Raw genomic sequence first — 26,185 nt, forward strand, 5'->3', positions numbered from 1 at the left:
CCGGCCCCCGCTCGTCGCGGGGGCCGGCGTTCGGGCTGGTCGGACACGTTCGAGGGTCAGGCGTCGATCTTCTCGGGCGCCGGAGCGGTGACCTCGGTCGCCTCGGCCCCGGCGGGGCGCTTCTCCCCGCGCAGCAGGCGCCAGGCCATCGCCGCCGCGCCGAGCAGCAGCAGGGTGGCCAGCAGGCCGGCGCTGTTCATGCCGTGCACGAAGGCGTCCTTCGCGCTCGCCAGCAGCGGCCCGGCGACCTCGGCCGGCATCCCCTGCGCCGTTTCGACGGCGGCGCCCAGCGACTCGCCGGCCCGGGCGGCCGTGGCCGGGTCCACGGCGGCCGGGACGGTCAGCCCGCTCGCGTAGATCGAGCCGACCACCGAGCCGACCAGCGCGATGCCGAGCGCGGTGCCCAGCTCGTAGGCCGTCTCCGAGACCGCCGAGGCGGCCCCGGCCTTGTCGGCCGGCGCGGCGGTGAGCACCAGGCCGGCGCCGAGGGTGTAGGTGACGCCCTCGGCCGTGCCGACCACCAGGAAGGAGGCGGCCAGCACCAGGTAGGCGGTGTCCCGCTGGAGGAAGCCGAGCACGGCCATGCCCAGACCCATCGCGAGCAGGCAGCCGGCCAGCAGCGCCCGGGCACCGAAACGCCGGGCCAGCCGGGCGGTCAGCAGACCGCCGGCCACCGAGCCGACGAAGGCCGGCAGCTCCGCCAGGCCCGCCTGCAGCGGCCCGTAGCCGCGCACCAGCTGCAGGTACTGCGAGCTGACGAAGACCACCCCGGACACGCCGACCAGCGAGATCAGCGAGGCCGTGACGGCGGCGGTGAACCGCCGGTCGGCGAACAGCCGGACGTCCAGCAGCGGGGTCTCCAGCCGCAGCTGGCGGCGGACGAAGACGGTCAGCGCGGCCGCGCCCACGACGAAGGCGAGCGGGACGTCCCAGCGGGCGACGCCGTGCGCCGCGGCCTCCTTGATCGCGTAGACCACGCCGATCACCCCGGCCATGGACAGCGCGACGCTCAGCACGTCCCAGCGGCCCGGCTTCGGGTCCCGCGACTCCGGCAGCAGCCGGGCACCGAGCACCAGCAGCAGGAGCAGCACCGGGATGTTCAGCAGGAACACCGAGCCCCACCAGAAGTGCTCCAGCAGCGCCCCGCCGACGATCGGCCCGAGCGCGGCGCCGGCGGTGGCCGCCGCACCCCAGATGCCGATCGCGGTGGCGCGCTCCCGGTCGTCCGGGAAGAGGCCGCGGATCAGCGACAGGGTGGACGGCATGATCGTCGCCCCGGCGACGCCGAGCAGCGCCCGGGCCAGGATCAGCCAGCCGGGGCCGGGCGCGTAGGCGGCCAGCAGCGAGGCGGCGCCGAACGCGGCGGAGCCGGTCAGCAGCAGCTTCTTGCGGCCGATCCGGTCGCTGAGCGCGCCCATGCTGACCAGCAGGCCGGCCAGCACGAAGGAGTAGGAGTCGCCGATCCAGAGCAGCTGGGTGCCGCTGGGGCGCAGCGTCTCGCTGATGGAGGGGATGGCGAGGGACAGCACGGTCGCGTCGAGCGCGACCACGGTGACGGCCAGGACGAGGACGGCGAGGCCGGTCCAGCGCTGGCGGGTGGTCAGGGCGGTGCTCATGGCGTATCGGTTTCCGGTTTCCGGTCCGGGGTGTGCTGCGGGGTGTGGGCGGGGGCGGGGTGAGGGTGGCGCAGGGCCCCGCCGAGGAACAGTTCGGCCAGCGAGAAGGCGGCGTCGCGCGGGGCGAGCCGGCCGTCCTGGACGGCCCAGCCGATACCGGCGACCAGGTCGAAGAAGGCCTCGCTCAGCCAGGCGGCGCTCAGTTCGATCCGGAAGACGCCCTGCTGCTGCCCGCGCAGGAAGAGCGCGTGCAGCCGGGCGATCTGGACCTCCCAGAGGTCGTTCAGCCGGTCGTCGTCGTAGAGCTGGTTCTCGCCGGCCAGGAAGGCGCACAGCGCGGCGTCCGGGACGGCGGCGTCCACCAGGCGGCGCAGCGCGGCCTGGGCGTCGCCGTCCTCGACGGCGGCGGTGTCCAGCGCGGCGGCGAAGCGCCGCAGGCCGAGCATCCCGACTTCCAGGATCAGCGCCTCGCGGCCAGGGAAGAGCCGGTGCAGGGTGGCGCGGCTGATGCCCGCGGCGCGCGCGATCTCGTCCAGGTGGGCGGTCGGGCGGCGGGAGAGCACGCCGACGGCGGCTTCCAGGACGGTGTCGCGATCGGTGGCCATGAGACCAGTGTAGACCGAATGAGACATGGACGTCTCAGAATTTGTTCCCGAGTCTCAATCGGACCACCGCCGTCCGGGCCTGCGGACAGCAAAACCGGGGACGGCGAGTGCGCCGTCCCCGGTCCGGGGTGCTGCTGCGGCCGTACGGCCCGGTCAGCTCTGGTTGTAGAAGCCGGTGTCGTCCAGCGGGCGGTCGATCACCATCACCTCGACGTCCGCCGGGGTGAGCAGGAACACCCGGCGGGCGATCCGCTCGATGCCGCCCCGGGTGCCGAAGATCAGCCCGGAGGCGAAGTCGACCATGCGCTTGGCCTCGGCCTCGTCCATCTCGGTGAGGTCCATGACCACGGGGGTGCTCGCCCGGATGTGCTCGCCGACCGTCCGCGCGGCCTCGAATCCGGTCGGCCGCAGGGAGACGATCTTCGCGGGCGCGGGGACGGACGGCACCGTCTCCTGATCGACCCACTCGTCGTCGTACACCGCGGCCGGGTAGTTCCCCGAGGGCATCAGCCACCCGTTGTGGTGCTCGTCGCGAAGTGCTCCCATGCCGCGCCTCCCTGCCTCGTCCCGTCCTGGTCCCCCGGGGGTGGGTGTCCTTCTTGACACGTCATCCACTCGTCGGAACTGTCCGAGTATCGCACTGTTCACCGGTCCCGTGCCCGCTCGCGACCTCCGTACGAGTCGTGCCGCGCCGGAAACCCGGGCGAGCCCGGGCACCATCACCGACGCGTGGGCACATCGTACGGTTGCGCGCGTAGACCATATCGGTCACGGCCACCGCGCAATTGACCTTCTGTCAACAATGCGGAAACGATTTCGCCCCGGTTCGGTCCCGGCTCAGTCCCCGGTCGAGCCGTCCACCAATTCGCGCAGCAGATCCGCGTGTCCGTTGTGCCGGGCGTACTCCTCGATCATGTGCACCAGGATCCAGCGGAGCGTCACCTCCTGGCCCCGGCGCGGCCGCTCGGCCACGGTGTCCAGCGACAGGCCCTCGGCGGCGCGGCGGGCGGCGTCGATCTCGGCGCGCCAGGCGGCGAAGTCGTGGGCGACGTCCGCGGTGTCGACGCCGTTGAAGTCCCCGTCCTCGTCCTCCTTCGTCCAGAAGATGCCCTCCGGGAGCTCGGTCCCGAGCAGGACGCGCTGGAACCAGTGCTGCTCGACCTCGGCCATGTGCCGGACCAGGCCGAGCAGGGAGAGGTTGGACGGCGGGACGGAGCGCAGGCGGAGCTGGTCGTCGGTCAGGCCCTGGCACTTGAGGGCGAGGGTGCTGCGGTGGAATTCGAGCCAGGCGGTGAGCATCGCGGTCTCGTCGGCCACCATCGGCGCGTCGACGCGCGGGTCGAGTTCAGTCATATCGCCCATCCTGGCGGGGCGGTCGGCGGGCGGCCAGCGGATTTCGGTCCGCCGTCGCCGTCGTCGAGGCCCGCCCGGGCCGGGGGCGGTCAGGCCGTGCGCCGGCGGCGGGCCCGGGCGGCCCGCCAGAACCCCACCAGGCTGCCCAGCACCAGCACCGCGACGCCCCCGGCCGACACCAGGAAGGCGGCCGAACCGGGCTTGCCCGCGCTCGCCGCCGCCGTCACGTACACCGCCGTGGTCGGCACCACGCCGATCGCCGTCGCCGCCAGGAACGGCAGGAAGCCGACCCCGGAGAAGGCCGCGCCGTAGTTGCCCGCCTGGAACGGCATCCCCGGCAGCAGCCGCAGCACCAGCACGCTGCGGAAGCCCTGCTCGGTGAACCGCCGGTCCAGCGCGCCCAGCACCTTGCCGCGCAGGAACGGGCGCATCGCGTCCCGGCCCAGCCAGCGGGCCAGCCCGAACGCCACCACCGCGCCCAGCGTCGTGCCGAGCACCGCCAGCGCCACGCCCTCCTTGACGCCGAGCAGCAGCCCGGCGGCGGCGTTCAGCGCGGGGCGGGGGACGAAGGCCAGCGTGCCGACCGCGTAGACGGCGGCGAACAGCGGCGCGAACCAGTAGCCGGGCAGCCGGTCGGCGAGGCCGCCGTTCAGCAGCTCGGTCGGGCTCCACAGCAGCAGCGAGCCGGCGGCGGCGCCGAGCAGCAGCACGAGCAGGGCGAACCGCCACCACGGCGAGGCCGCCGGGGCAGTCGGGGCGTGGTCGTGCGGGTCGTCCTGGTCGACGGCGGACGGCGCGGCGGCGGTGGTCACGGGCACCGGCCGAGCCTAACCCGCACGGGGGAGCGCGCGGCCCGCCGGGCCGCGCCCGCCGGTCGCGGGCGACGGGCGGGCACCGGCCGCTCAGTGCTCGGTGCGCTCCGCGCCGGCCGTGCGGAGGAAGGCGAGCACCCGGTGCCAGGCGTCGAGGGCGGCGGTGAGGTCGGCGTCCAGGCCCTCGGGGGTGAGGGCGAGCAGGTGCGGGAGCAGAACCGGCATGGTGCCGAATTCCGCCGGGCGGTTTTCCGGATCGGCTCCGGCCGTCCGCCCGTAATAGTCGAGGACGAGTGCGGGGTGGCCCTGTTCGGCGAGCCGGGCGGCGGTGTGCCGGTAGAACGCGGACATTCCCTTGTTGTCGGGGAGGGCGAGCACACCGGGACCGGTGGCGAACTCGGGGCGGGCCAGGAAGGCGGCGAATTCGGTGCCGTCCGCCGAGATCAGGGTGAGCGGCGCGGCCTCGGCGAGCGGCCGGAGGGCGGGGGAGAAGGCGGGCGGGGCGGCGTCCGGGTCGTAGCACACGGGATTTCCTCTCGCGGACAGCGAAAACCGCCGGGCGCGGTGGCACCCGGCGGTCGGCGAGATTAGCGGGGAATGTCCTGGAGAATGCCGATCATAGCGCCGGAATATTTTTCCCGGAAGCGCTTTTCGGCGGCAGTTCGGTCACGATTCCTTTCGCCGCGTTCGGTTCGCCGAGGCGCAGTGCCCCGGCGCCGAGCAGCAGGGCGCAGCACAGGGCGGTGACCAGGCCGAAGGAGACGGTCAGTGAGGTGGCCTGGGCGAGGGCGCCGATGACGGCGGGGGCGATCAGGCCGGAGGTGTAGGTGACGGTGGCGACGCCCGCGATGGCCTGGCTGGCGTTGCCTCCGATCCGGCCGGCGGCCGCGAAGGCGAGCGGGACGATCACCGCGACGCCGATGCCGATGAGCGCGAAGCCGGGGACGGCGAGGGCCGGGTGGTCGGCGGTGACCACCAGCAGGCCGCCGGCGGTGGCGACGGCGCCGCCGAGCCGGGTGGCCCGGACGGCGCCGAGCCGGCGGATCACCGTGTCCCCGGCGAGCCGGCTGACGGCCATGGTGAGCGAGAAGGCGGTGTACGAGGCGGCGGCGACGGTGGCCGTGGAGCCGGTGACGTCCCGCAGGTAGACGCCGCTCCAGTCCATCGACGCGCCCTCGGCGAACACCGCGCAGAAGCCGACCAGGCCGATCACCAGCGAGCTGCGCGGCGGCAGGGCGAAGCGCGGCGGCGCCTCGGCCTCCTCGGCGGCCCGCAGGTCGGGCAGGCCCCGGCAGACGGGCTGGGCGAGGGCGAGCAGTGCGAGCGCGGTGACGGCGAGTTGGAGCCGGGCGTCGAGGTCGAGGTGGGCGGCGAGGATGCCGAAGCCGGAGGCGAGCAGGCCGCCGGCGCTCCACATGCCGTGCAGTCCGGACATGATCGAGCGGCCGAGCCGCTGCTCGATCTCCACGCCCTGCGCGTTCATCGCGACGTCCGCCATGCCCGCCGTGGCGCCGTACAGCAGCAGGACGGCGCAGAGCGCGGGCAGCGCGGGGGCGAGCGCGGGCAGGGTGAGGGCGAGGCACCAGAGCGAGACGAGCCCGCGGACGGCGGCCCGGCCGCCGTAGCGGTGCACGACCCGCCCGGCCAGCGGCATCGCCAGGGAGGAGCCGATGGCGGGCATCACCAGGGCGAGGCCGAGCCGGCCGGGGGAGAGGTCGAGGCGTTCCTGCAGCCAGGGGATGCGGGTGACGAAGGTGCCGCCGACGGCGCCGTGCACGGCGAAGACGAGCGCGATGGCCGTCCTGGCGCGGCGCGGGGCGGCGAGCGGTTCGTGGGCCGATGGTGCCGATGGTGCGGTGGGGTGTGCCATCCGGCGTTCCCTCCCGGTCGCGGGTGGATGGTCCGCGTCGTGGCGGAGCCGTGGGGCGGACGGTTCGATAAATTATCAGGAAGGGACCCTGATAGAAACCGTCTGGAAGGATGAGCCGCCATGACCACCGCGACCACCGCGCGCACGGCCACGCCGAGCACCGCCCGGGCGATCAACGACCGGCTGGCGCTCAACCTGCTCCTCGAACAGGGGCCCCTGACCGCGACCGAGCTGCGCGACCTCACCGGCCTGTCCCGGCCCACCGTCGCGGACCTGCTCGACCGCCTCCAGCGCACCGGCCTGGTCGCCCTGGCCGGCGAACGCGGCGAACAGCGGCGCGGCCCCAACGCCCGGGTCTACGCGCTCGTCGCCTCCCGTGCCCACCTCGCCGCCTTCGACGTCCGCTCGGGCGGTGTCAGTCTGGTCGTCGCCGACCTCGCCGGGCGCACCCTCGCCACCGCCGAGATCCCGGTCGAGGGCGCCGCCGGGCCCGGCACGGCCGCCCGGATCGTCGACGTCCTGCGGGAGACCGCGCGCGGCGCCGGCGTCGAGCGGCTGCACACCGTCGCGGTCGGCGCCCCCGGGCTGGTCGACCCGGCCACCGGCCGGCTCCACAGCACCGGCGACCTGCCCGTCTGGCACGCCGAACTCCTCGACGCGCTAAGGGAGTTGCCGGGAGTCGAAGTGATCCTGGAGAACGAGGTCAACCTCGCCGGGCAGGCCGAGTACCGGCTCGGCGCCGCCCGCGACCGCGACACCTTCGTGCTCCTCTGGCTCGGCCACAGCGTCGGCGCCGCCGTCGTCCTGGACGGGCGGCTGCGCCGCGGCTTCTCCGGCGGCACCGGCGAGATCTGCTTCCTGCCCGTCCCCGGCACCGTCGGCCTGCCCAGTGCCGACAGCTGCCAGGGCGGCTTCCACGACCTGGTCGGCAGCGCCGCCGTCTGCGCCCTCGCCCGCGCCCACGGCCTGCCCGCCGACCCGGCCGGGGACGCGTCCGCCGCCGAGGCCGTCCTGCGCGCCGCGCTGGCCGCGCCCGGGACCGGAGAGCCCGGCGGGGCCTTCCTGGACGAGCTGGCGGAGCGGATCGCGCTCGGCGCCGCCGCCGTCTGCGTCGTCCTCGACCCCGGCTGCGTGGTGCTCGGCGGCGAACTCGGCCGGGCCGGCGGGGACGAACTGGCCGCGCGGGTCGAACGACGGCTCGCCCGGCTCTCCCCGCTGCGCACCGAGGTGCGGGCCGGTACGGCGGGCGGCGGCGCGGTGCTCGCCGGGGCCGTGCTCACCGCCGGGGACGCCGCCCGGCGGGACCTCTTCGGCGAACCGTAAGGCGGTTCGCCTTCGCGGTGGGGCCCGAGGGCGACCGCGGTGGCCCCGGTGCGGCAGGATGAGCGGGGGCGCCGCGGCGCGTTCCGTCGCCCCTCGAACCAGCGTCAGGAGTCGTACATGGGCCAGGCCGACCAGCCGGTCAACCCCTACCGGATCGGCGAGGCCGCGGCACTGCTCGGCGTCAGCGCCGACACGATGCGGCGCTGGGTGGACGCCGGGCGGCTCGCCGCCGCGCGCGACGAGCACGGGCACCGGATCATTCCCGGCGCCGAACTGGCCGCGTTCGCCCGCGAGTTGGCCCGCTCCGAGGCCTCCGAGGGGGAGGGGCGCCCGTCCTCGGCGCGCAACCGCTTCCCCGGGATCGTCACCGACGTGCTGCTCGGCGACGTGGCCGCGCGGGTGGAGATCCAGGCCGGGCCGTTCCGGGTGGTGTCGCTGATCAGCCGGGAGTCGGCGGAGGAGCTGAACCTGGTGCCCGGCGCGCCCGCCACGGCGGTCATCAAGTCCACCAATGTGATGATCGAGCGGCGCTGAGCCACCGCGCTGCCCGCCCGTTCGTCCGCCGAACGAGCACCGAACGAGCACCGAACGAGCACCGAACGAGTACCGAAGGAGAGGCCCGCCCCGGATGCCACACCCGAAGCTGCCGACCACCCAGAGCGCCGTGCTCGCGATCGAGGCCGTGGCCGCGCGGCACGGCCGCGAGGTCCGCGCCCAGCACGACATCGGGCGCGACCAGACCTTCGCCGGACTGGTCGGCGCGGACGGGCCCGGCGAGCTGGACGCCATCCCGCACGAGGCCCTGCTGGAGTTCGGCGGCCGCCCGGCCGTCGACGTCCGGCTGTTCACCCACGACGAGGCCGTGGTCACCGTCGAGGGCATCGCCTTCGACGTCGCGCGCGACAGCGTCCCCGCGTTCGTCGACGCGGTCTGGAAGGGCCTCGTCCAGGTCAAGGCGCGCACCTTCCCGGCGTCCAGCACCCTGGTCGTCACCGTCCCCGGCGAGCCGAGCTACCGCGAGGGCATCGGCGTGCACGACCTCACCCCCTGGCTCGCGGGGAGGATCCGATGAGCACCACCCGACAGACCCGCACCTGGAAGCCGCTCGCCGTCGCCCACCGGGGCGACCCGTACCGGTACCGCGAGAACACCCTGCCCTCGATCGAGTCCGCGCTCGCCGCCGGCGCCGACGCCGTCGAGGTCGACGTCCAGCTCACCCGCGACCGGGTGCCCGTGCTGCTGCACGACCCCACCCTGGAACGGCTCTGGGGCGACGCCCGCGCCGTCGACCGGGTCACCGCCGAGCAGCTGGACGAGCTGCGCCGGGGCGAACTCGCCGTCCCCACCCTCGCCGAGGCCGTCAAGGCGGTGGCCGCCGCGAACGGCCCCCGGCTGCTGATCGACCTCGACGACCCCGGCCCGGCCGCCGCCACCTGGTCCGTCGTCACCGGCCTCGGCGCCGAACGGCAGGTCGCCTTCTGCGGCCCCGCCACCGCCATGCTCGCCGTGCGCGCCCTCAGCCCCACCGCCGACATCGCGCTCACCTGGAAGCAGCCCCGGCTCCCCGGCCGCGCCCTGCTCGACGACCTGCGCCCGCGCTGCCTCAACCCGCCGTTCGGCCTCGTCACCCCCGAGCTCGTACGGGACGCCGCCGACGCCGGGCTCGCCGTCTCCACCTGGACGGCCGACCTGCGGCGCACCATGCGCCGACTGCGCGACACCGGCGTCGCCTCGATCACCAGCAACCGGATCGGCGTGCTGCGCTCCGTCCTGGACGGCCGCCGGTGAGTGGCCCCTCGGGCGGCCAACCGGTGCTGACCACCCGGGCGTTGGGGCGCGCACTGCTCGCCCGTCAGCACCTGCTGGAGCGCACCGACCTGCCGCCCGCCGAGCTGGTCCACCACCTCGGCGGGCTGCAGGCCCAGGCCGCGCCGCAGCCCCCGTACCTCGGCCTGCTCTCCCGGCTGGACGGCTTCACCCCGGACGGGCTCAGCACGCTCATCGAGCAGCGGGCCGTCGTCCGGATCGCCCTGCAGCGCGGCACCATCCACCTGGTCACCGCCGAGGACTGCCTGACCCTGCGGCCGCTGCTCCAGCCCGTCCTGGACCGGGCACTGCGCACCACCTACGGCAAGCGGCTGGCCGGCCTCGACCTCGCCGCCCTGGCCGCCGAGGCCCGGGGCCTGGTCGAGGCGCAGCCGCGCACCTTCCAGCAGCTCGGCCCGGCGCTCGCCCGGAGCCGCCCGGACCGCGACCCGGCCGCCCTGGCCCAGGCCGCGCGCTGCCTGCTGCCGCTCGTCCAGGTGCCACCGCGCGGGGTGTGGGGGCACGGTGGCCCGGCCGCCCACACCACCGCCGAGGCCTGGCTCGGCCGCCCGCTCGACCCCTCGCCCGCGCTGGACGGCCTCGTCCTGCGCTACCTCGCGGCCTTCGGCCCGGCCGGCCCGGCCGACCTGACGAAGTGGAGCGGCCTCACCGGCCTCGCCGCGGTGCTGGCCCGGCTCGCGCCGCGGCTGCTCACCTTCCGCGACGAACAGGGCCGGCTGCTCTACGACCTGCCGCAGGCGCCCCGGCCGGCCGAGGACGTCCCGGCGCCGGTGCGGCTGGTCGCGCCCTTCGACAACCTGCTGCTCTCGCACGCCGACCGCGGCCGGGTGCTGCCGGAGGAGTACCGGGGGCGGGTGATGACGCAGAACGGCATCGTGCACGGCACCCTGCTGGTGGACGGGCTGGTGGCCGGGACGTGGCGGCTGACGGCGGAGCAGGACGTCGTCGTGCAGCCGTTCGTGCCGCTCGCGCCGGCCGACCGGGACGGCGCCGAGGCCGAGGCGCGGCGGGTCCGAGCCTTCGCGGGCGGCGGCGGATCCGTCCGGGTGGAGGCTCCGGCCTGAGGCCGGCGCGGGCACAACTCGCTCGCGGAGGCCGGGCGGACGTGTGAGCATGGCCGACGCGACGGACGTCGCGACTGCCGGGAGGGGATGCGCATGCGACGGGGCATGGAACTGATCGACGCGGCGCCCGAGGGCGCCGGGCCGTACGGCGTCACCGTGGCGCCCGGCGGGGACGTCTGGTTCACGCTGGTGCACAGCGGCGAGATCGGGCGGCTGTCGGCGGACGGCGAGGTGCGGCGGTACGGCCTCGGCGCGCCAGAGTGCGGCCCGGCCGTGATCACCGCCGGCCCGGACGGCGCGCTCTGGTTCAGCCGGATGCGCGACCACCGGATCGGGCGGATCACGGAGGCCGGGGAGGCGGGTTCGTTCCCGGTCCGCACCGAGGGCGCCGGCCCGTACGGCATCGCCGCCGGGCCGGACGGCGCACTCTGGTTCACCGAGCTGAACGCCGGCCGGGTGGGCCGGATCACGGTGGACGGCGAGGTCACGGAGTACCCGCTGCCGCTCGACGGGGCGTTCCCCTCGATGATCACGGCCGGGCCGGACGGCGCGCTGTGGTGCACGCTCAACCAGGCCGACGCCGTGGCCCGGATCGCCCTGGACGGCGAGGTGACGGTCCACCGGCTGCCCACCCCGGGCACCGCGCCGGTCGGCCTCACCGCGGGCCCGGACGGCGCGCTCTGGTACGTCGGGATCGGCGGCGGGCTGGTCGGGCGGATCACCGTGGACGGGCAGGTCACCGAACACCCGCTGGCCGACCGGGCGGCCAAGCCGCACGCGATCGCCGCCGGGCCGGACGGCACGCTCTGGTTCACCGAGTGGGGCGCCGGCCGGATCGGGGTGCTGCACCCGGACGGGCGGCTGGACGGCCACCCGGTCCCCGGCCCGGGCGCCGAGCCGCACGGCATCGCGGTCGGCCCGGACGGCACGGTATACGCGGCGCTGGAGCGCGGGCAGATCCTCCGCCTGAGCGTCTGACCGCACGTCGGCCGGCGGGCGCAACCGTCCGTCCATGGACCGACGAGCGGGGTGGGGCCCGGGCGGGAGGGCCCGGGCGGGGGCCCGGAAGACGGGCCCAGCGGCCCCGGGGAGCCGGGCCCAACGGCCCTGGGGCGCGGCGGTCGTGCGTTCGGATCATGGGACGCCATCATCCGCACGACGTTCCGAAGGAGTGCGTCCTTGAGCGCCACGCAGGCACAGGGCGACCCCACCCTCCCGCCGATTCCCCGCTCGGAGAAGGCGGTTCGGGCCAGGCGGCCCGGTTCGGCCGTGGTCAGGCTGCTGACCACCACCGACCACAAGACGATCGGCACCATGTACCTGGTGTCCTCGTTCGCGTTCTTCCTGATCGGCGGCGTCCTCGCCCTGGTCATGCGCGCCGAACTCGCCCGGCCCGGCAACCAGATCCTGTCGAACGAGCAGTTCAACCAGGCCTTCACCATGCACGGCTCGATCATGCTGCTGCTGTTCGCGATGCCGCTGTTCACCGGCTTCGCGAACTGGATCATGCCGCTGCAGATCGGCGCCCCGGACGTGGCCTTCCCCCGGCTGAACGCGCTGGCCTACTGGCTGTTCATGGGCGGCTCGCTGATCGCGGCGGCGGGCTTCCTCACCCCGCAGGGCGCCGCCGACTTCGGCTGGTTCCTCTACGCGCCGCTGTCCGACGCCGTCCACTCGCCGAGCATCGGCTCCGACATGTGGATCATGGGTGTCGCCCTGTCCGGCTTCGGCAGCATCTTCGGCGCGGTCAACTTCATCACCACCATCATCTGCATGCGCGCCCCCGGACTGACCATGTTCCGGATGTCCATCTTCTGCTGGAACGTGCTGCTCACCTCGGTGCTGGTGCTGCTGGTCTTCCCGGTGCTCGCCGCCGCGCTGTTCGCGCTGGAGGCGGACCGCAAGTTCGGCGCCCACGTCTTCGACCCGGCCAACGGCGGGGCGATGCTGTGGCAGCACCTGTTCTGGTTCTTCGGCCACCCCGAGGTGTACATCCTGGCGCTGCCCTTCTTCGGCATCGTCTCCGAGGTCATCCCGGTGTTCAGCCGCAAGCCGATGTTCGGCTACTCCGGCCTGATCGCCGCCACGGTCGCCATCGCGGGCCTGTCGGTCACGGTCTGGGCGCACCACATGTACGTCACCGGGCAGGTGCTGCTGCCGTTCTTCTCCTTCATGACCTTCCTGATCGCGGTCCCGACCGGGGTGAAGTTCTTCAACTGGGTCGGCACCATGTGGAAGGGCTCGCTGAGCTTCGAGACCCCGATGCTGTGGACCGTCGGCTTCCTGGTCACCTTCCTCTTCGGCGGTCTGACGGGTGTCCTGCTGGCCGCCCCGCCGATCGACTTCCACGTCTCCGACTCGTACTTCGTCGTCGCGCACTTCCACTACACGCTGTTCGGCACCGTGGTGTACGCGATGTTCGCCGGCTTCCACTTCTGGTGGCCGAAGATGACCGGCAAGATGCTGGACGAGCGCCTCGGCAAGATCACCTTCTGGACGCTCACCGTGGGCTTCCACGCCACCTTCCTGGTGCAGCACTGGCTCGGCGCGGAAGGCATGCCGCGGCGGTACGCCGACTACCTGGAATCGGACGGCTTCACCACGCTGAACACCGTCTCGACGATCGGCTCGTTCCTGCTCGGGCTGTCGATCCTGCCCTTCCTGTACAACGTCTGGAAGACCGCCAAGTACGGCGAGAAGGTCACCGTGGACGACCCGTGGGGCTGGGGCCGCTCGCTGGAGTGGGCCACCTCCTGCCCGCCGCCGCGGCACAACTTCACCACCCTGCCGCGGATCCGCTCCGAATCCCCGGCGTTCGACCTGCACCACCCGGACATCGCCGCGCGGGACGCCCTGGAGAACACCGGCAGGCCGGCCCCCCACCTGGCGGACGTGGAGCCGGCGAAGTACGACCGGCCGCTGAGCCGGGCGGCGGTCCGGGCCGCCGCCCGGCCGGGGTCCTCGGCCGGCTCGGGCGACCCCCGGCCGTGAGACGCCGCCCCCGCCCGTGCGTGGTCGCGGGCGGGCGGGGGCGGTCCCGCGCTCCTCGCATCCCCCTCTCCGCCCGCATCGGTTCGTCTCGGAAGGCCGGCCCATGAACCACAGCGTCCTCGCCATCGGCACCGCCGCCCTCAGCGCCGGCGGCTGCGTCTGGTACCTGCCCGCCATCGCCGACCTCCAGGCCGGCGCCGACCGGCCCCGCTCCACCCGTACGGCGGCCGCCGCCTGCGTGCTCTGGTGGGCGGCCCTCGCCGTCGCGGGCGGGCTGCTGCTCGCCCTGACGGACTGGCGGCCCGCCGCCCAGATCGCCCTCGCCGGGCTGGTCGGCGGCGTGGCGCTGCGGCTGCGCGCGCTGCGGGAGCGACGGGTCGAGCAGCGGGAGGCGGACGAGCGGTGGATCGCCCTGGACGCCGGGCCCGCGCCGCGCGGCGGCCGGCCGTCCGCGGTCGGCCTGGCCGGGTGGCTGGTGGTCGGCGCCGCCGTCGCCTCGCTCGGGGCGGCGGCCGTGCTGCTCTCCGGCGGCGGGGCGGTCGGGACCCGGGTCGTGCTGGCGGCGGGCAGCGGCGTGGGGGTGGCGCTGGTGTTCCTGGCGGCGGGCCTGGGCAGCGTGCGGCGGCAGGGGCGGTGAGGCGACGCACTCCGGGCCCTGGCGACGGGCACTGCGGCCCCGTGCGAGGTGGCCGGAATGGGGTCGTTGGGCCCTGGGCCGGGTGGCGGCGGTGGGTGATGATGCCCTGGGCCCCGCCGGCTGGGCGCGGGGGTGATGAAGGTGGAGCCGAGTGATGGCGACCAAGACGGAGGGTGCCGGGGCTCCGGCGCCGGTCCGGGTGTTCCTGCTGGACGACCACGAGGTGGTGCGCCGGGGTGTGCACGACCTGCTGGACGGCGAGCCGGACCTGACGGTGGTCGGCGAGGCCGCGACCGCGGAACAGGCGCTCGTCCGGGTGCCGGCGCTGCGGCCCGACGTGGCGGTGCTGGACGTCCGCCTGGGGGACGGCGACGGCGTCTCCGTCTGCCGTGAACTGCGCTCGCGGATGCCCGACCTGGCCTGCCTGATGCTCACCTCCTTCGACGACGAGGAAGCGCTGCTGGACGCCGTGATGGCCGGCGCCGCCGGCTACGTGCTCAAGCAGATCAGCGGCACCGACCTGGTCGCCGCCGTCCGCACCGTCGCCTCCGGCCGCTCGATGCTCGACCCCGGCGCCGCGACCCGCCTGCTGAACCGGCTGCGCAGCGACGCCGAACCGGCCCGGCCGGCCAGCGCCGGACCGGCGCTGACCGCGCGCGAGCAGGAGGTGCTGGCGCTGATCGGCGAGGGCCTGACCAACCGACAGATCGGCGAACGGCTCTACCTCGCCGAGAAGACGGTGAAGAACCACGTCTCCCGGCTGCTCGCCAAGCTCGGCGTCGAGCGGCGGGTGCAGGCCGCCCTGATCGCCACCGAGATGCGCCAGGCCGCCGCCGCGCCGTCGTCCCCGCTGCGGCCGGGGCGGTTCTGACGGCCGTGGGGCCGGCGACGGGCACGGGCCGGACGGCCGGCCGGGTGGGACCATCGGCCCTCGCCGCGGCGGCCGGGGGCGGGTGACCATCGCCGGTATGAACCGCGATCGCGACCTGTACGAGGAAGAAGACGGCCTGCTGGACCTCGGCCCGGAGCGGGCGCTGGAACTGCTGGGCCGGGCGACGGTCGGCCGGGTGGTCTACACCATCGGGGCCCTGCCGGCCGTCCTGCCGGTTCCGTTCCGGCTCGCCCCCGGCGGCGTGCTGCTGACCGCCGGAGCCGACTCCGAACTGGCCCGCGCGGTCGACGGCGCCGTGATCGCCTTCGAGGCCGACGAGGTCGACGCGGCGGACGGCTCCGGCTGGTGCGTCACCGTCCTCGGCCGCGCCCAGGCCCGGCCCGCCGCCGATGCCGTCGAGGTCGAGATCCGCATCCGGCCCGAACTCGTCACCGGGCGGCGGCTTCCGTCGAGCCGCCTGCCCGGCCCGGCCGCCGTCCGGTTCACTGCCGGAGGGGAGCGGGAGGACGGGGAGCGGGAGGACGGGGAGCAAGGATGATCGACTACGACGCCGGGGCGCGCCGCCACCACGCCCCACGCGGCGGCGAGCCCCGGGGCCGGGCGGCCGCCGGGGCCGCCACCCGGGCCCTCGCCGCCCTCCCCGACCAGGACCTCCCGCGCCCCGACCCGCGGTACCGCCCGGCGGCCTTCCGGGCCTGACGGAACGCCACCGGCCGGGCGTTGTCGGACCCCTGTGCGATCGTGTGCGCACGAGTGGGGGCGCGAGGGCCTCCCGCTCGCTGGCGACGAGGGGCGGTGCGGCGCGATGACGGGCTGGGAGAGTGTGGGCCGGGAGGGCTGGCGGGACGTCGACGGGATCCGGGCGCGGCTCGACGCGGGCGCCGACCCGGAGGGGGCGGGGTGGGGGTGGCGCCCCCTGCACCGGGCGGCGGTGTACGGCTCGCCCGAGGTGGTGGCCGAACTGGCGCGCCGCGTCCCGGACGTGGACGCGGTGGAGGACGGGGCGAGCGCGCTGTGGGAGGCCGTGCTGGCCGACCGGCCGGACAACGCCCGCGCCCTGGTCGCCGCCGGTGCCGACCCCTGGCGGCCGCAGCTCGGCGGCTGGTCGCCGGGCCGGCTCGCCCTGGCCGGTCCGGTGCCCGGGCTGTTCCCGGTGCCCGAGGGGCGGCCGGGCCTGACGGCGGCGGAGCGGGCCGCGGCCGAGCGCGGCCGCCGACTCGTCGCGGCGCTGGGGGACTTCCACTACGAGGGCACCGGGCTCGCCTGCGTCGCCGGTATCGACGCCGCGGAGGCGATACGGCGGCTGGACGCGGTGCCGGCCGACGAGGGGTTCATGGCCGACTTCCTCGACGACCCGCGGGCGTTCGCGACGGACGAAGGCCTGCTCGTCGCCGGTGTCACGACCGTGCCCGGCGGCTGCGTCGTCACCCAGCCCTGGGGCTTCACCCCGTTCACCCCCGGAGTGATGGCCCGGCTGACGGCCGGCACCGTCGGCTACGGCCTCTACGCCAATCCCAAGAGCGGCAACCAGGGGAACGTCTTCCGGGGCGGCGCCGAGGAGGGCTGGGACCTCCACCCGGGCGGCGACCCCCGCCCCGGCGACAGCGCGGAGGAGGTGCTGGCCGGCTACCTCTACCGGCACCGGGCCGTCGCCGCGGCGTGTGCCTTCGCGGGCCTCGACCCGGTGGACGCCCGTGCCGTCACGGGCCCCGCCGAGGTCTGGATACGGCTGCCCGACGTCGACTACTGGGCGCGCTGACCGGTCCGTTCAGGGGCTGACGGGCGCCTCCCAGGTGAGGGCGGTGCCGCCGGATTCGCCCGGGGCCAGGCGGAAGGCGCCGCCGACGCGGGCGGCGCGTTCGGCGAGGTTGCGCAGGCCGCTGCGGCGGCCACCCCCGGGGGTGCCGACGCCGTCGTCGGTGACGGTCAGGGTCACCCGGCCGGCGAGGGCGCGCAGGGTGACCTCGACCCGGGAGGCGTGGGCGTGGCGGGCGGCGTTGCTGAGGGCCTCGGCGAGGACGGCGACCACGTGCTCGGCGAGCTCCTGCGGCACGTCGGTGTCCAGCAGGCCCTCCATGCTCAGCCGGGGGGCGAAGCCGAGCGTCGCCTGGGCGTCGGTGACGACGCGGGTGGCGCGGGCGCGCAGGCCGCGGTCGGGTTCGCCGCGGGCGCGCAGGCCGAAGATGGTCGAGCGGATGATCTTGATGGTCTCGTCGAGGTCCGCGACGGCCCGGGCGACCCGGTCGGCGGCGGCCGGGCTCTCGATCAGCCGGCCCGCGCTCTGCAGCGTCATGCCGGTGGCGAACAGCCGCTGGATGGCCAGGTCGTGCAGGTCCCGGGCGATCCGGTCACGGTCCTCCAGCAGCGTCAACTGCTCCGCGTCGCGCCGCCGTTCGGCCAGCTCCAGGGCGAGTGCGGCCTGGTCGGCGAAGCCCAGCAGCGGGCCGGTCTCCTCCGGGCCGAAGGCGGGCTGCCCCTGCGCCCGGGCCAGCAGCAGGACGCCGCGCCCGTACCCCGGCCCGGTGCCCAGCGGCACGGCGACGGCCGGGCCCAGCCCGTCGAAGCGGCCCGCCGGGCCGGCCGGGAAGCGGGTGTCGCAGGCCAGGTCGTCGCTGGTCGCCGGTGAGCCGGAGGCGTACGCGGCGCCGGACAGGGTGCCGTCCACCGGCACCGTCACGCCCAGCCGCGCGGTGGGCTCGCCGCCGAGTGCGACCTCGACCGTCAGCTCCTCGGCCCGCTCGTCCGGCGCGGCCAACGCCACCGAGACGTCGGCGAGTTCGGCGCCCGCGATCTCCCGGGCCCGGCCGGCGATCAGCTCCACCACCTCCAGGCGCGGCGCGCCCGACAGCAGGCTGCGGGTGATCTCGGTGCTCGCCCGGAGCCAGCGCTGACGCAGCTGCGCCTCCTCGTACAGCCGGGCGTTGTCGATCGCGACCCCGGCCGCGACCGCGAGGGTGGCGATCACCGCCTCGTCGTCCTCGTCGAAGTCCAGACCGCCGCGCTTGTCGGTGAGGTACAGGTTGCCGAACACCTCGCCGTGCACCCGCACGGGCACCCCCAGGAAGGTGTGCATCGGCGGGTGGTTCGGCGGGAAGCCCACCGAGGCCGGGTGCTCGGGCAGCGCCGGGCAGCGCAGCGGCCGCGGCTCGCGGATCAGCTCGCCGAGGATGCCCCGGCCGGCCGGCGGCGGGCCGATCTCGGCGATCTCCTCGTCCGACAGGCCCACCGTCAGGAACTGCGACAGCGAGTGCCCGTCCGGGCCGATCACGCCGAGGGCGCCGTAGCGGGCGTCGACCAGGTCGGCGGCGGCCTCGACGATCCGGTGCAGCGCCTGGCCGAGGTCCAGCTCGCGGCCGACCGCCAGCACCGCTTCCAGCAGGCTGTGCACCCGGTCCCTGGTGCCGCGCGCGGCGTCGATGCGCCACTGCAGCTCCTCCAGCAGCTCGTCCAGGCGCAGCCGGGGCACCCGTGCGCCGCCGCCCGCCGCGCCGACCTCGGTCGGGTCGGCCCCTGCCGCGCTGCCGTCCGCTCCGCGCACCGCCGTCCTCCTCGCCCTCGCCGACCTGGCCGGTGCTCTCCGGCCGGCGGGCGGCGGGATGCCGTCCGACCAGCGAGAATGGCCGGACTACAAGATAGTCGGAGCGGCGTGCCGCGCTGTCCTCGGGTGCCGGGCGGGCGGCGGGGACGGCGGCCGGTCGAGGGCTGCGGCGAACGGGGCTTTCGTCCCGTTCGCGCGGGCCTTGCGGCACTGGCGGCGGGCCCGGCGGCGGCGCCAGGGTGGGGGCAGCAGCGGACGGGCCGTCAGGGCGGACCGGCCGCGGCGGTCCGGGACGGCAGTGGCGGTCCGGGACGGCAGTGGTGTCCGAGATGCGTGGAACACGTGGAACAGGTGGAGGAAGTCATGACGTCGATCGTTGCGGCCGGAGTCGACGGATCGCCGGCGAGCACCGCCGCCGCCCACTGGGCCGCCGAGGAGGCGCTGCGGCGCGGGGCCGCGCTGCGGCTGCTGCACGCCTGGCCGTGGCTGACCGACGGCGTCGCCTCCTACGCCGAGCCCGACGACCTGCCCGCCGCCGCGCAGCGCCTCCTCGCCGCGGCCGCCGAGGAGGTCCGCGGGCGCCACCCGGGCCTGGACGTGCGGACCGACGTGGTGCTGGACGCGCCGGTGGACGGGCTGGTGGCGGCCGCCGCCGACAGCGAACTGCTGGTGCTCGGCTCGCGCGGCCTCGGCGGCTTCGCCGGACTGCTGCTCGGCTCGGTCGGCATGGCCGTTGCCGGGCGCAGCGCGGCGCCGGTCGTCGTGGTGCGGGAGGAGCCCGCGAGCGGCGGCGGCGCGGGCGCGGGCGGCGAGGTGGTCGTCGGCGTGGACGCGCACGGCCCCGAGGAGGAGGTGCTCGCCTTCGCGTTCCGCGAGGCCGCCCTGCGCGGCGTCCGGCTCCGGGCCGTGCACGGCTGGGACCTGCCGCCTCTGTTCGGCTACGCGGGCGGCGTCGTGCCGGCGGGCGAGGTCGGCCAGTTGGAGGCGCTGGAGGCGAAGCTGCTGTCGCTGGCCCTGGCCGGGTCGCGCGAGCAGCACCCGGCCGTCGAGGTGGTCGAGGACGTCCGGCTCGGCGCGGCGCGCGGCCTGGTCGAGGCCTCGGCCGGGGCGGCGCTGGTGGTCGTCGGCCGGGGGCACCGGCCGGTGGAGTTCGGGCCGCGGCTCGGGCGGGTCGCGCACGCGGTGCTGCACCACGCCGCGGCGCCGGTCGCGGTCGTGCCGCACTGGTGACCGGCCGCCCCGGGTGATCGGGGACGGACGGCCCGGTGCGGGTGCGGCCTTGGGCCCTGCTCCCCGGGCCGGGCGGCGCGGCCTCGCCGTGCACGCCGACCGCGCGCGGGCCGTGCCGCCGTCCGACCCGGTGGGTGCGGGCTCGGGTCCGCTCAGGCCCGGTCGGCGAAGGCGGCGCGCCAGGCGGGGCTGTCGACGTAGTGGTTGTCGAAGCGGTCGGCGGAGGCGGCGATCGCGGTCGGGCTGGCCTCGCCGCGCATGACGCTGCCGAGCAGGCGCAGGTAGTCGAAGCGGTCCATGCCGGGCCGCGTCGCGTCGGGCCGCTCTTCGGTGCCCGGGGTGAAGAGGAACAGGACGTCGGCTCCGCCGCCCGGGGCGGCGGCGAAGGCGTGCGGGGTGTGCGGGGGCACGGCCAGGAAGTCGCCCGCGTCCAGGACGGTGACCTGCTCACCGACCAGGACGCGCAGCGAGCCGCTGACGACGAAGAACAGTTCCCAGGCCCGGGTGTGGAAGTGGGCGGGCGCCCCGGCGGCGCCCTCGGTGAAGACGGAGCGGTAGACGGTGAAGCCGCCCTCGGCGGGGGAGGGTTCGGCGAGCAGGGTCATGGTGGCGCTCGGGTCGGCGCAGGTCTCGGCCTCGGTGTGGCGGGCCAGGATCGGGGAGGTGTTCGGCTTCGTCGTCATGTGACCAGGCTAGGACCGGATAGACCCATGATCATGGGGCAATCGATCATCGTTTTGACGGGTCAATTCGAGGACGGGCCGCCCGCCGCCACCCCTGCCCGCAGGAGCGCCGTGAACGCCGTCACCGCCGGCGGCACCCGCTGCCCCCGCCGCACCGCCGTGTACACGTGCCGCACCGGGGTGTCGTCCGGGTGGAGCGGCACGAGGGCGATGTCCGGGCGGGCGGCGCGGGCGGCCAGGGACGGGATCAGGGTGGTGCCCAACCCGGCGGCGACCAGGCCGAGTTTGGCGGTCCAGTTGGCGACGGCGTACTCGATCCGGGGCTGGAAGCCGCTGCGCACGCAGGACGCGAGCAGGGTGGACTCCGGCTGGCGGCGGGCCGCGATCCACGCTTCGTCGGCGAGCTCGGCCAGTCGCAGGCGCCGCCGCCCGGCCAGCCGGTGGCCGCGGGACAGGGCGACCAGCACCGGGTCCTCGGCCAGTAGTGAGAGATCGAACTGACCGGTCTCGTCGGCGAGTTCGGCGTCGGCGTGGTAGGTGGCGAGGAGGGCGAGGTCGATCGCGCCGTCGGCCAGCAGGTCCAGCAGGGGTGCGGACAGCCCCTCGGTCAGGCTGATCGCCACCTGCGGGTGGGCGGAGCGGAAGGCGGCGAGGGCGCCGGGGACGAGCGCCACGTTGGCGCTGTCGAAGGCACCGACCCGCAGCCGTCCGGCCGTCAGCTCGGTGAGGGCGGTCAGGTCGCGCCGGGTGGTGTCCAGGCGCTCCAGCATCGCTTCGGCGTGCGGCAGCAGGGCGCGCCCGTGCTCGGTCAGCCGCACCCCGCGGGGCAGCCGGTCGAACAACGGAGTGTCCAACTCGGCTTCCAGCGTGGCGATCTGACGGGAGATCGCGGACTGGGTGTAGCCCAGACGCTCCCCGGCGGCGGTGAAGGAGCCCAGGTGGGCGACGGTACGGAAGACGTCCAGCCAAGCCATGTCCATTCCGCATGGATACCATGCCGGACATTCGCTTGTCGCGTGGCTCGGGCCTGCCTAGCGTGAAGGCCATGAAGAAGATCGCATTTCTCGGGCTGGGCCGCATGGGCCGGCCGATGGCCCGTCGCCTCGCCGCCACCGGCCACGCTCTGACCGTCTGGAACCGCTCGCCGGGCCGCGCCGAAGACCTCGGCGAGGCCGCGACACCGGCCGAAGCCGTACGGGGAGCCGACCTCGTCATCACCATGCTGTCCGACCCGGCCGCCGTGGCCGAGGTGGCCGGGCGGTTCACCCCCGCGCTGGCGCCCGGCGCGCTGTGGATCGACATGTCCTCGATCGGCCCGCGCGCGGCCGCCGAGCTGCGCGACCGGCTGCCGGACGGCGTCCGCATGGTCGACGCGCCCGTGCTCGGCAGCGTCGGCCCGGCGGCCACCGGCGGCCTGACCGTCCTCGCCGGCGGCGAGGAGGCCGACCTGGACCGCGCGCAGCCCGTCCTGGAACACCTCGGCACGGTGCTGCGCTGCGGCGGCCCGGGCACCGGCGCGGCGCTGAAGGTGGTGGTGATCGGCGGCATCGTGGCATCGGTCACCGTCATCGGTGAAGTACTGGCGGTGGCAGAGGAGTTGGGCGTGCCGCAGGAGCAGGCCCTGCAGGCGCTGTCGACCACCCCGCTCGCCGGGGCGCTCGCCCGGGCGCGCAGCACGGAGTCGGACTTCCCGGTCCGGCTGGCGGCCAAGGACCTCGCCCTGGCGGGCGGCGGTCCGGTGCTGACGGCGGCCCGCGAGGTGCTGCTCGCGGACCCGTCGATCGCCGACCTGGACCTGGCGTCCGTGGTGACGGCGCTGCGGCGGTAGCCGCCGGTCGGGGCCCGGCCCGCCCGGCTCGGGGGAGCGGGCGGGCCGGGCCCCGGTGCCACCACCGTCAGCGCGGCCGCGCGCCCGGGGGGAGGACCTGGGCGGACACGCGCAGCGCCGGGCTGTGGCGGAAGGTGAGGGTGAACTCCACCCACTGCCCGGCCGTCAGCGGCGGCGGGTCGGCGATCATCAGATCGGCGTCCTCCGGCGTCAGGACCAGTTCGCCGCCCGGCGGCACCGGGAGCGCGGAGACCGGCTCCCAGCGGCCCGCGGCGCCCTGGTGCAGGTGCCGCTTCAGGGTGACCCGGCTTCCGAACTGCCAGTCGGCGCAGACCAGTTCGTCGGAGACGTCGCCCGGGTTGCGGAGCGTGAAGAACGCCGCCGTCGCCGGCGCGGCGCCGGCGGTCGGGAGGAGCACCCAGCCCGGGCCCGCGACCTCGACCGGCCGGGGGCGGCCGGCGCCGCCGACCGCCGTCCAGCCGGTCAGCAGGGCCAGCGCGAGGGCGGCCGCGCCGAGCGTCGGCGCGACCGGCGCGAGGGACTTGAGCCGCCGCAGGGCCGTCATCGCCGCACCGCCCTTCCACGCGCCGGCTGCCAGGTGCGCAGCCGCAGGCTGTTGCCCACCACGAGCAGCGAGCTGAGCGACATGGCGACCGCCGCCAGCATCGGGTTCAGCAGGCCGACCGCCGCGAGCGGGATCAGCACCAGGTTGTAGCCGAACGCCCAGAGCAGGTTCGCCCGGATCGTGGTGAGCGTGCGCCGCGCCAGCCGGACGGCGTCCACCACCGCCTCGATGTCGCCCCGCACCAGGGTCAGCCCGGCCGCGCCGATCGCCGCGTCGCTGCCGGAGGCGAGCGCCACCCCGAGATCCGCCCCGGCGAGCGCCACCGCGTCGTTGACGCCGTCGCCGACCACCGCCACCGTCCGCCCGGCGGAGCGCAGTTCGGCCACCACCTCGGCCTTGCGCTGCGGCGAGGCGGCGGCGTGCACCCGCTCGATGCCGAGCTCCGCCGCCACCGCCCGGGCCGCGCCCGGCCCGTCCCCGGTCGCCAGGACCGGCTCCAGACCGAGGCCGCGCAGCCGGTGCAGCGCGCGCCAACTGCCCGCGCGCACGGTGTCGCCGACCGCGAGCACCGCCGCGCCCCGCCCGTCCAGCTCCACCAGGACGGCGGTGCGGCCCGCGTCCCCGGCCGCCGCCACCGCGCGCGCCAGCCCGGCCGGCAGCGGCCCGGCGGCCGCGTCCGGGCGGACCAGCCGGACGGCCCGGCCCTCGACCGTCCCGGACACCCCGAGCCCGGCGGTGGCCGCGAAGCCCGCCACGGCCGGGAGCTCGCCGCAGCGCTCGCGCGCCGCCGCCGCGACGGCCCGTCCGATCGGATGCTCGGAGCGGTGCTCGACCGCCCCGGCCAGCCGCAGCACGTCCTCCTCGGCCAGGCCGTCGACGTCCACGGCCGTGACGGCGGTGAGCGCCATCCGGCCGGTGGTCAGCGTCCCGGTCTTGTCCAGCACCACGGTGTCCACTCGGTGCAGGCTCTCCAGCACCTCCGGGCCGCGCACCAGCACGCCCAGCTCCGCGCCCCGGCCGGTGGCGGCCAGCAGCGCGGTCGGCGTCGCCAGGCCCAGCGCGCACGGGCACGCCACCACCAGCACCGCGACCGCCGCCGTCACCGCCGCCTGCGGGGCCGCGCCCGCGCCCAGCCAGAAGCCCAGCACGCACACCGCGACCGCCAGCACGCACGGCACGAACACCCCGGCCACCGCGTCCGCCAGCCGCTGCGCCCGCGCCTTGCCGGCCTGTGCCTCGGCCACCAGCGCGGTGATCCGCGCCAGTTGGGTGTCGGCGCCGACCGCCGTGGCCCGCACCACCAGCGCGCCGCCGACGTTCACCGTCGCGCCCGCCACCGCGTCCCCCGGGCCCACCTCCACCGGCACGCTCTCGCCGGTCAGCAGACTCAGGTCGAGCGCCGAACCGCCCTCGACGACCACGCCGTCGGTGGCCACCCGCTCGCCCGGACGCACCACGAACTCCTGCCCGGGCAGGAGCAGTTCGACCGGCAGCAGCCGCTCGGAACCGTCCGCCGAACGGACGCACACCTCCTTCGCCCCCAGCTCGGCCAGCGCCCGCAACGCGGAGCCGCCGCTGCGCCGCACCCGGGCCTCCAGCAGCCGCCCGGCCAGGACGAACAGCGGGACGCCGACCGCCGCCTCCAGGTACACGTGCGCGGCGCCGCCGGACGCCGTCAGCGAGAACGGCATCCGCATGCCCGGATCCCCGGCGCCGCCGAACACCAGGGCGTACGCCGACCAGCCGAAGGAGGCCACCACACCCAGGCTGACCAGGGTGTCCATGGTGGCCGTCGCATGCCGCAGGCCGCGCCGGGCCCGGCGGTGGAAGCCCGCCGAACCCCAGGTCACCACCGGGACGGCGAGCGCGAAGCAGACCCACTGCCAGGCCGTGAACTGGAGTGCCGGCACCATCGAGAGCACCAGCACCGGGACGGCCGCCACGGCGGTGAGCAGCAGCCGGCGGAGCTCGTCCGGCTCCTCGGCGGGGAGCGTCAGCGGGGCGCCGGCCGGGGCCAACTCGGCCGTGTACCCCGCCCGTTCGACCGCCGCCACGAGCTCGGCGACCGGCACGCCGGCCGGGTGCAGCACCCGTGCCCGGCCGGTCGCCAGGTTCACCCCGGCGCTCACCCCGTCGATCCGGGCCAGCCGCTTCTCCACCCGGCCCACGCAGGCCGCGCAGGTCATCCCGCCGACCGCCAGATCCGTGCTCACCAACGCGGCCCCGGGCTCCGCGAGCGCGCTCAATTCGTCCCGCCCATGTCGTGCCCGCCCATCCCCGGCGCCACCCCGCCACCGCCACCCGCCGGGCGCAGGCCCGGCGCCACCGGGCCGACCTGCCGGCCCACGGCGTAGGCGGTGCCGAACACCGCGACCAGGAGGAGGGCGAATCCCACCAGCACACTCAACGACTTCGCATTCACGGTTCAGCAGTCGGACGGGAGCGGGGTGTGGTTCCCGGACGGTCGGAAATCGTTCGGGCGGGTGGCGGGCGGCCTCGCGAGCGGTCAGGGGCGGACGCTGCGCGGCCCGGTGACGGCGGCGCCGAGCGCGGTGACGCGGGCCCGCAGCTCGCGGTCGGCGGTGGCCACCAGGCAGTCGCGGTCCGGGTGCGCGGCGCGGGCGGCGTGGACGAGCTGCACGATCCGGTCGTCGCCGCTGCCGCTCGCCTCGACCACCCGGACCTCGGGCAGGCCCGCGACGCCCCGGGCGGCGCCCTCGACCACCAGCACCACGTCGAGCGGCCCCGGCAGCTCCGCCAGGCCGCGCTCCGCCACGGCCACCAGGGCGTCCCGCAGCCGTTCGGCGGCGCCGCGCCGGTCCCGCCACCAGCCGTCCGGCACCGACCCGACCACGTTCGCGCCGTCGACGACCAGCAGCGGCCGCTCGGCGGCGCCCGTTTCCTCGTGCTCCATGGCGGCCAAGCCTGCCACCTCCGGGCCGCCCGACCGGAATCCGGTGGAACGGCCGGCGGGGCGGCGCCTACGCTCCGGGGAAACCGGCGATCCGAGGAGCGGTCATGACGGACGGGTACGTCGAGCTGGTCTGCGACCACGTGCCCGACGACGTCGTGCTGACGGACGCGGGCCCGCAGGCCCTGGAGACGGTGAAGGTGATCCACCGGCACACCGGGCTGAGCCTGTGGCACAGCAAGGTCCTGCTCGGCGACCTGCCGGCCACGCTGCTGGAGGAGGCGGAGGAGAGCCGGGCCGAGCGGCTGGTCGAGGACCTGCGCCGGGTGGGCGCGGCCGCCGAGATCCGGCCCTCGTGGAGCTGAGAACGGCGACGGCCGGGTCCGGCGCCTCGGCCGCGCGGACGCGCGGACGCGCCGACTGGCTGGGACCGGGTAAAA

Annotated in this window: 29 protein-coding genes; 15 read left to right on the forward strand and 14 right to left on the reverse strand. The window is 76.0% G+C overall.

The window, feature by feature from the left end:
* Positions 1 to 56: 56 nt before the first annotated feature.
* From ACPC54_RS30950 to ACPC54_RS30980, 7 genes are all read right to left on the reverse strand, one after another.
* Positions 57 to 1,616, reverse strand: coding sequence for an MFS transporter (locus ACPC54_RS30950; protein ID WP_498969550.1), 1,560 nt, complete (start codon positions 1,614 to 1,616; stop codon positions 57 to 59).
* Positions 1,613 to 2,221: a TetR/AcrR family transcriptional regulator gene (locus tag ACPC54_RS30955; protein WP_498969551.1), complete on the reverse strand. Its 609-nt coding sequence runs from the start codon at positions 2,219 to 2,221 to the stop codon at positions 1,613 to 1,615. Before ACPC54_RS30955 ends, ACPC54_RS30950 begins: the two co-directional genes overlap by 4 nt.
* Before the next feature lie 153 nt (positions 2,222 to 2,374).
* Positions 2,375 to 2,767 (reverse strand): cell division protein SepF, encoded by a 393-nt coding sequence (locus ACPC54_RS30960; protein ID WP_052706523.1) that lies wholly within the window; start codon positions 2,765 to 2,767, stop codon positions 2,375 to 2,377.
* Positions 2,768 to 3,058: 291 nt separating this feature from the next.
* Positions 3,059 to 3,574 carry a DinB family protein gene (locus ACPC54_RS30965; RefSeq protein WP_498969552.1) on the reverse strand — a complete coding sequence of 172 codons (516 nt, stop codon included), beginning with the start codon at positions 3,572 to 3,574 and terminating at the stop codon, positions 3,059 to 3,061.
* An 89-nt stretch (positions 3,575 to 3,663) separates the two neighbouring features.
* The gene (locus tag ACPC54_RS30970; protein WP_498969554.1) at positions 3,664 to 4,392 is read right to left on the reverse strand and encodes a TVP38/TMEM64 family protein; all 729 of its coding nucleotides are present in this window, start codon (positions 4,390 to 4,392) and stop codon (positions 3,664 to 3,666) included.
* A gap of 84 nt (positions 4,393 to 4,476) precedes the next feature.
* Positions 4,477 to 4,911, reverse strand: coding sequence for a dienelactone hydrolase family protein (locus ACPC54_RS30975; protein WP_498969556.1), 435 nt, complete (start codon positions 4,909 to 4,911; stop codon positions 4,477 to 4,479).
* A gap of 91 nt (positions 4,912 to 5,002) precedes the next feature.
* A complete protein-coding gene (locus ACPC54_RS30980) occupies positions 5,003 to 6,256 on the reverse strand; it encodes an MFS transporter (RefSeq protein WP_498969558.1) in 1,254 nt (417 codons plus the stop codon).
* A gap of 120 nt (positions 6,257 to 6,376) precedes the next feature.
* On the opposite strand from ACPC54_RS30980, the gene ACPC54_RS30985 reads away from it, so the two are divergent.
* The 12 genes from ACPC54_RS30985 to ACPC54_RS31040 all read left to right on the forward strand — a co-directional run bounded on the left by ACPC54_RS30985 (position 6,377) and on the right by ACPC54_RS31040 (position 16,749).
* Positions 6,377 to 7,579: an ROK family transcriptional regulator gene (locus ACPC54_RS30985; protein WP_498969559.1), complete on the forward strand. Its 1,203-nt coding sequence runs from the start codon at positions 6,377 to 6,379 to the stop codon at positions 7,577 to 7,579.
* Positions 7,580 to 7,696: 117 nt separating this feature from the next.
* Complete coding sequence (locus ACPC54_RS30990; protein WP_498969561.1) at positions 7,697 to 8,113, forward strand: TOBE domain-containing protein; 417 nt, start codon at positions 7,697 to 7,699, stop codon at positions 8,111 to 8,113.
* A gap of 94 nt (positions 8,114 to 8,207) precedes the next feature.
* A complete protein-coding gene (locus ACPC54_RS30995; protein WP_498969562.1) occupies positions 8,208 to 8,651 on the forward strand; it encodes a hypothetical protein in 444 nt (147 codons plus the stop codon).
* Positions 8,648 to 9,367, forward strand: a complete 720-nt coding sequence (locus ACPC54_RS31000) for a glycerophosphodiester phosphodiesterase (protein WP_498969563.1) — start codon at positions 8,648 to 8,650, stop codon at positions 9,365 to 9,367. The genes ACPC54_RS30995 and ACPC54_RS31000 overlap by 4 nt, the downstream gene beginning before the upstream one ends.
* A complete protein-coding gene (locus tag ACPC54_RS31005) occupies positions 9,364 to 10,470 on the forward strand; it encodes a winged helix DNA-binding domain-containing protein (protein WP_498969565.1) in 1,107 nt (368 codons plus the stop codon). The genes ACPC54_RS31000 and ACPC54_RS31005 overlap by 4 nt, the downstream gene beginning before the upstream one ends.
* Positions 10,471 to 10,563: 93 nt before the next feature.
* Positions 10,564 to 11,448, forward strand: a complete 885-nt coding sequence (locus ACPC54_RS31010) for a Vgb family protein (RefSeq protein WP_498969566.1) — start codon at positions 10,564 to 10,566, stop codon at positions 11,446 to 11,448.
* 243 nt (positions 11,449 to 11,691) lie between these two features.
* A complete protein-coding gene (gene ctaD / locus ACPC54_RS31015) occupies positions 11,692 to 13,461 on the forward strand; it encodes an aa3-type cytochrome oxidase subunit I (protein ID WP_498969710.1) in 1,770 nt (589 codons plus the stop codon).
* Positions 13,462 to 13,564: 103 nt separating this feature from the next.
* Positions 13,565 to 14,098: a hypothetical protein gene (locus ACPC54_RS31020; RefSeq protein WP_498969567.1), complete on the forward strand. Its 534-nt coding sequence runs from the start codon at positions 13,565 to 13,567 to the stop codon at positions 14,096 to 14,098.
* 154 nt (positions 14,099 to 14,252) lie between these two features.
* Positions 14,253 to 14,969: a response regulator gene (locus tag ACPC54_RS31025; protein WP_498969568.1), complete on the forward strand. Its 717-nt coding sequence runs from the start codon at positions 14,253 to 14,255 to the stop codon at positions 14,967 to 14,969.
* Positions 14,970 to 15,066: 97 nt separating this feature from the next.
* On the forward strand, positions 15,067 to 15,528 hold the full coding sequence (locus tag ACPC54_RS31030; protein ID WP_498969570.1) for a pyridoxamine 5'-phosphate oxidase family protein: 462 nt from the start codon (positions 15,067 to 15,069) through the stop codon (positions 15,526 to 15,528).
* Positions 15,525 to 15,689: a hypothetical protein gene (locus tag ACPC54_RS31035; RefSeq protein ID WP_498969571.1), complete on the forward strand. Its 165-nt coding sequence runs from the start codon at positions 15,525 to 15,527 to the stop codon at positions 15,687 to 15,689. Before ACPC54_RS31030 ends, ACPC54_RS31035 begins: the two co-directional genes overlap by 4 nt.
* 106 nt (positions 15,690 to 15,795) lie before the next feature.
* Positions 15,796 to 16,749 (forward strand): ankyrin repeat domain-containing protein, encoded by a 954-nt coding sequence (locus ACPC54_RS31040; protein WP_498969572.1) that lies wholly within the window; start codon positions 15,796 to 15,798, stop codon positions 16,747 to 16,749.
* Between the two features lie 9 nt (positions 16,750 to 16,758).
* On the opposite strand, the gene ACPC54_RS31045 is transcribed toward ACPC54_RS31040, so the two are convergent.
* Complete coding sequence (locus tag ACPC54_RS31045) at positions 16,759 to 18,456, reverse strand: sensor histidine kinase (protein ID WP_498969711.1); 1,698 nt, start codon at positions 18,454 to 18,456, stop codon at positions 16,759 to 16,761.
* A 435-nt stretch (positions 18,457 to 18,891) separates the two neighbouring features.
* Between ACPC54_RS31045 and ACPC54_RS31050 the strand changes: the two genes are divergently transcribed.
* Entirely contained in the window at positions 18,892 to 19,758 is an 867-nt protein-coding gene (locus ACPC54_RS31050; protein ID WP_498969573.1) for a universal stress protein, read from the forward strand.
* Positions 19,759 to 19,910: 152 nt separating this feature from the next.
* On the opposite strand, the gene ACPC54_RS31055 is transcribed toward ACPC54_RS31050, so the two are convergent.
* On the reverse strand, positions 19,911 to 20,441 hold the full coding sequence (locus ACPC54_RS31055) for a cupin domain-containing protein (protein ID WP_498969574.1): 531 nt from the start codon (positions 20,439 to 20,441) through the stop codon (positions 19,911 to 19,913).
* 62 nt (positions 20,442 to 20,503) lie between these two features.
* Positions 20,504 to 21,421 (reverse strand): LysR family transcriptional regulator, encoded by a 918-nt coding sequence (locus tag ACPC54_RS31060; RefSeq protein ID WP_498969576.1) that lies wholly within the window; start codon positions 21,419 to 21,421, stop codon positions 20,504 to 20,506.
* Positions 21,422 to 21,486: 65 nt separating this feature from the next.
* Here ACPC54_RS31060 and ACPC54_RS31065 point away from each other — a divergent pair, with 65 nt between their 5' ends.
* On the forward strand, positions 21,487 to 22,269 hold the full coding sequence (locus ACPC54_RS31065; RefSeq protein WP_498969578.1) for an NAD(P)-dependent oxidoreductase: 783 nt from the start codon (positions 21,487 to 21,489) through the stop codon (positions 22,267 to 22,269).
* Between the two features lie 67 nt (positions 22,270 to 22,336).
* Here ACPC54_RS31065 and ACPC54_RS31070 read toward each other — a convergent pair whose 3' ends face one another.
* The 4 genes from ACPC54_RS31070 to ACPC54_RS31085 form a co-directional block, all read right to left on the reverse strand.
* Complete coding sequence (locus ACPC54_RS31070; protein ID WP_498969580.1) at positions 22,337 to 22,834, reverse strand: copper chaperone PCu(A)C; 498 nt, start codon at positions 22,832 to 22,834, stop codon at positions 22,337 to 22,339.
* Positions 22,831 to 25,020, reverse strand: a complete 2,190-nt coding sequence (locus ACPC54_RS31075; protein ID WP_498969712.1) for a heavy metal translocating P-type ATPase — start codon at positions 25,018 to 25,020, stop codon at positions 22,831 to 22,833. The genes ACPC54_RS31070 and ACPC54_RS31075 overlap by 4 nt, the downstream gene beginning before the upstream one ends.
* A 56-nt stretch (positions 25,021 to 25,076) precedes the next feature.
* On the reverse strand, positions 25,077 to 25,229 hold the full coding sequence (locus tag ACPC54_RS31080) for a hypothetical protein (RefSeq protein WP_498969581.1): 153 nt from the start codon (positions 25,227 to 25,229) through the stop codon (positions 25,077 to 25,079).
* 111 nt (positions 25,230 to 25,340) lie between these two features.
* Positions 25,341 to 25,748, reverse strand: a complete 408-nt coding sequence (locus ACPC54_RS31085) for a PIN domain-containing protein (RefSeq protein ID WP_498969583.1) — start codon at positions 25,746 to 25,748, stop codon at positions 25,341 to 25,343.
* 104 nt (positions 25,749 to 25,852) lie between these two features.
* Between ACPC54_RS31085 and ACPC54_RS31090 the strand changes: the two genes are divergently transcribed.
* The gene (locus tag ACPC54_RS31090; RefSeq protein ID WP_498969585.1) at positions 25,853 to 26,110 is read left to right on the forward strand and encodes a ribosomal protein L7/L12; all 258 of its coding nucleotides are present in this window, start codon (positions 25,853 to 25,855) and stop codon (positions 26,108 to 26,110) included.
* Positions 26,111 to 26,185: the final 75 nt, after the last annotated feature.

Source organism: Kitasatospora sp. NPDC094028, assembly GCF_049543595.1.
GTDB lineage: Bacteria > Actinomycetota > Actinomycetes > Streptomycetales > Streptomycetaceae > Kitasatospora.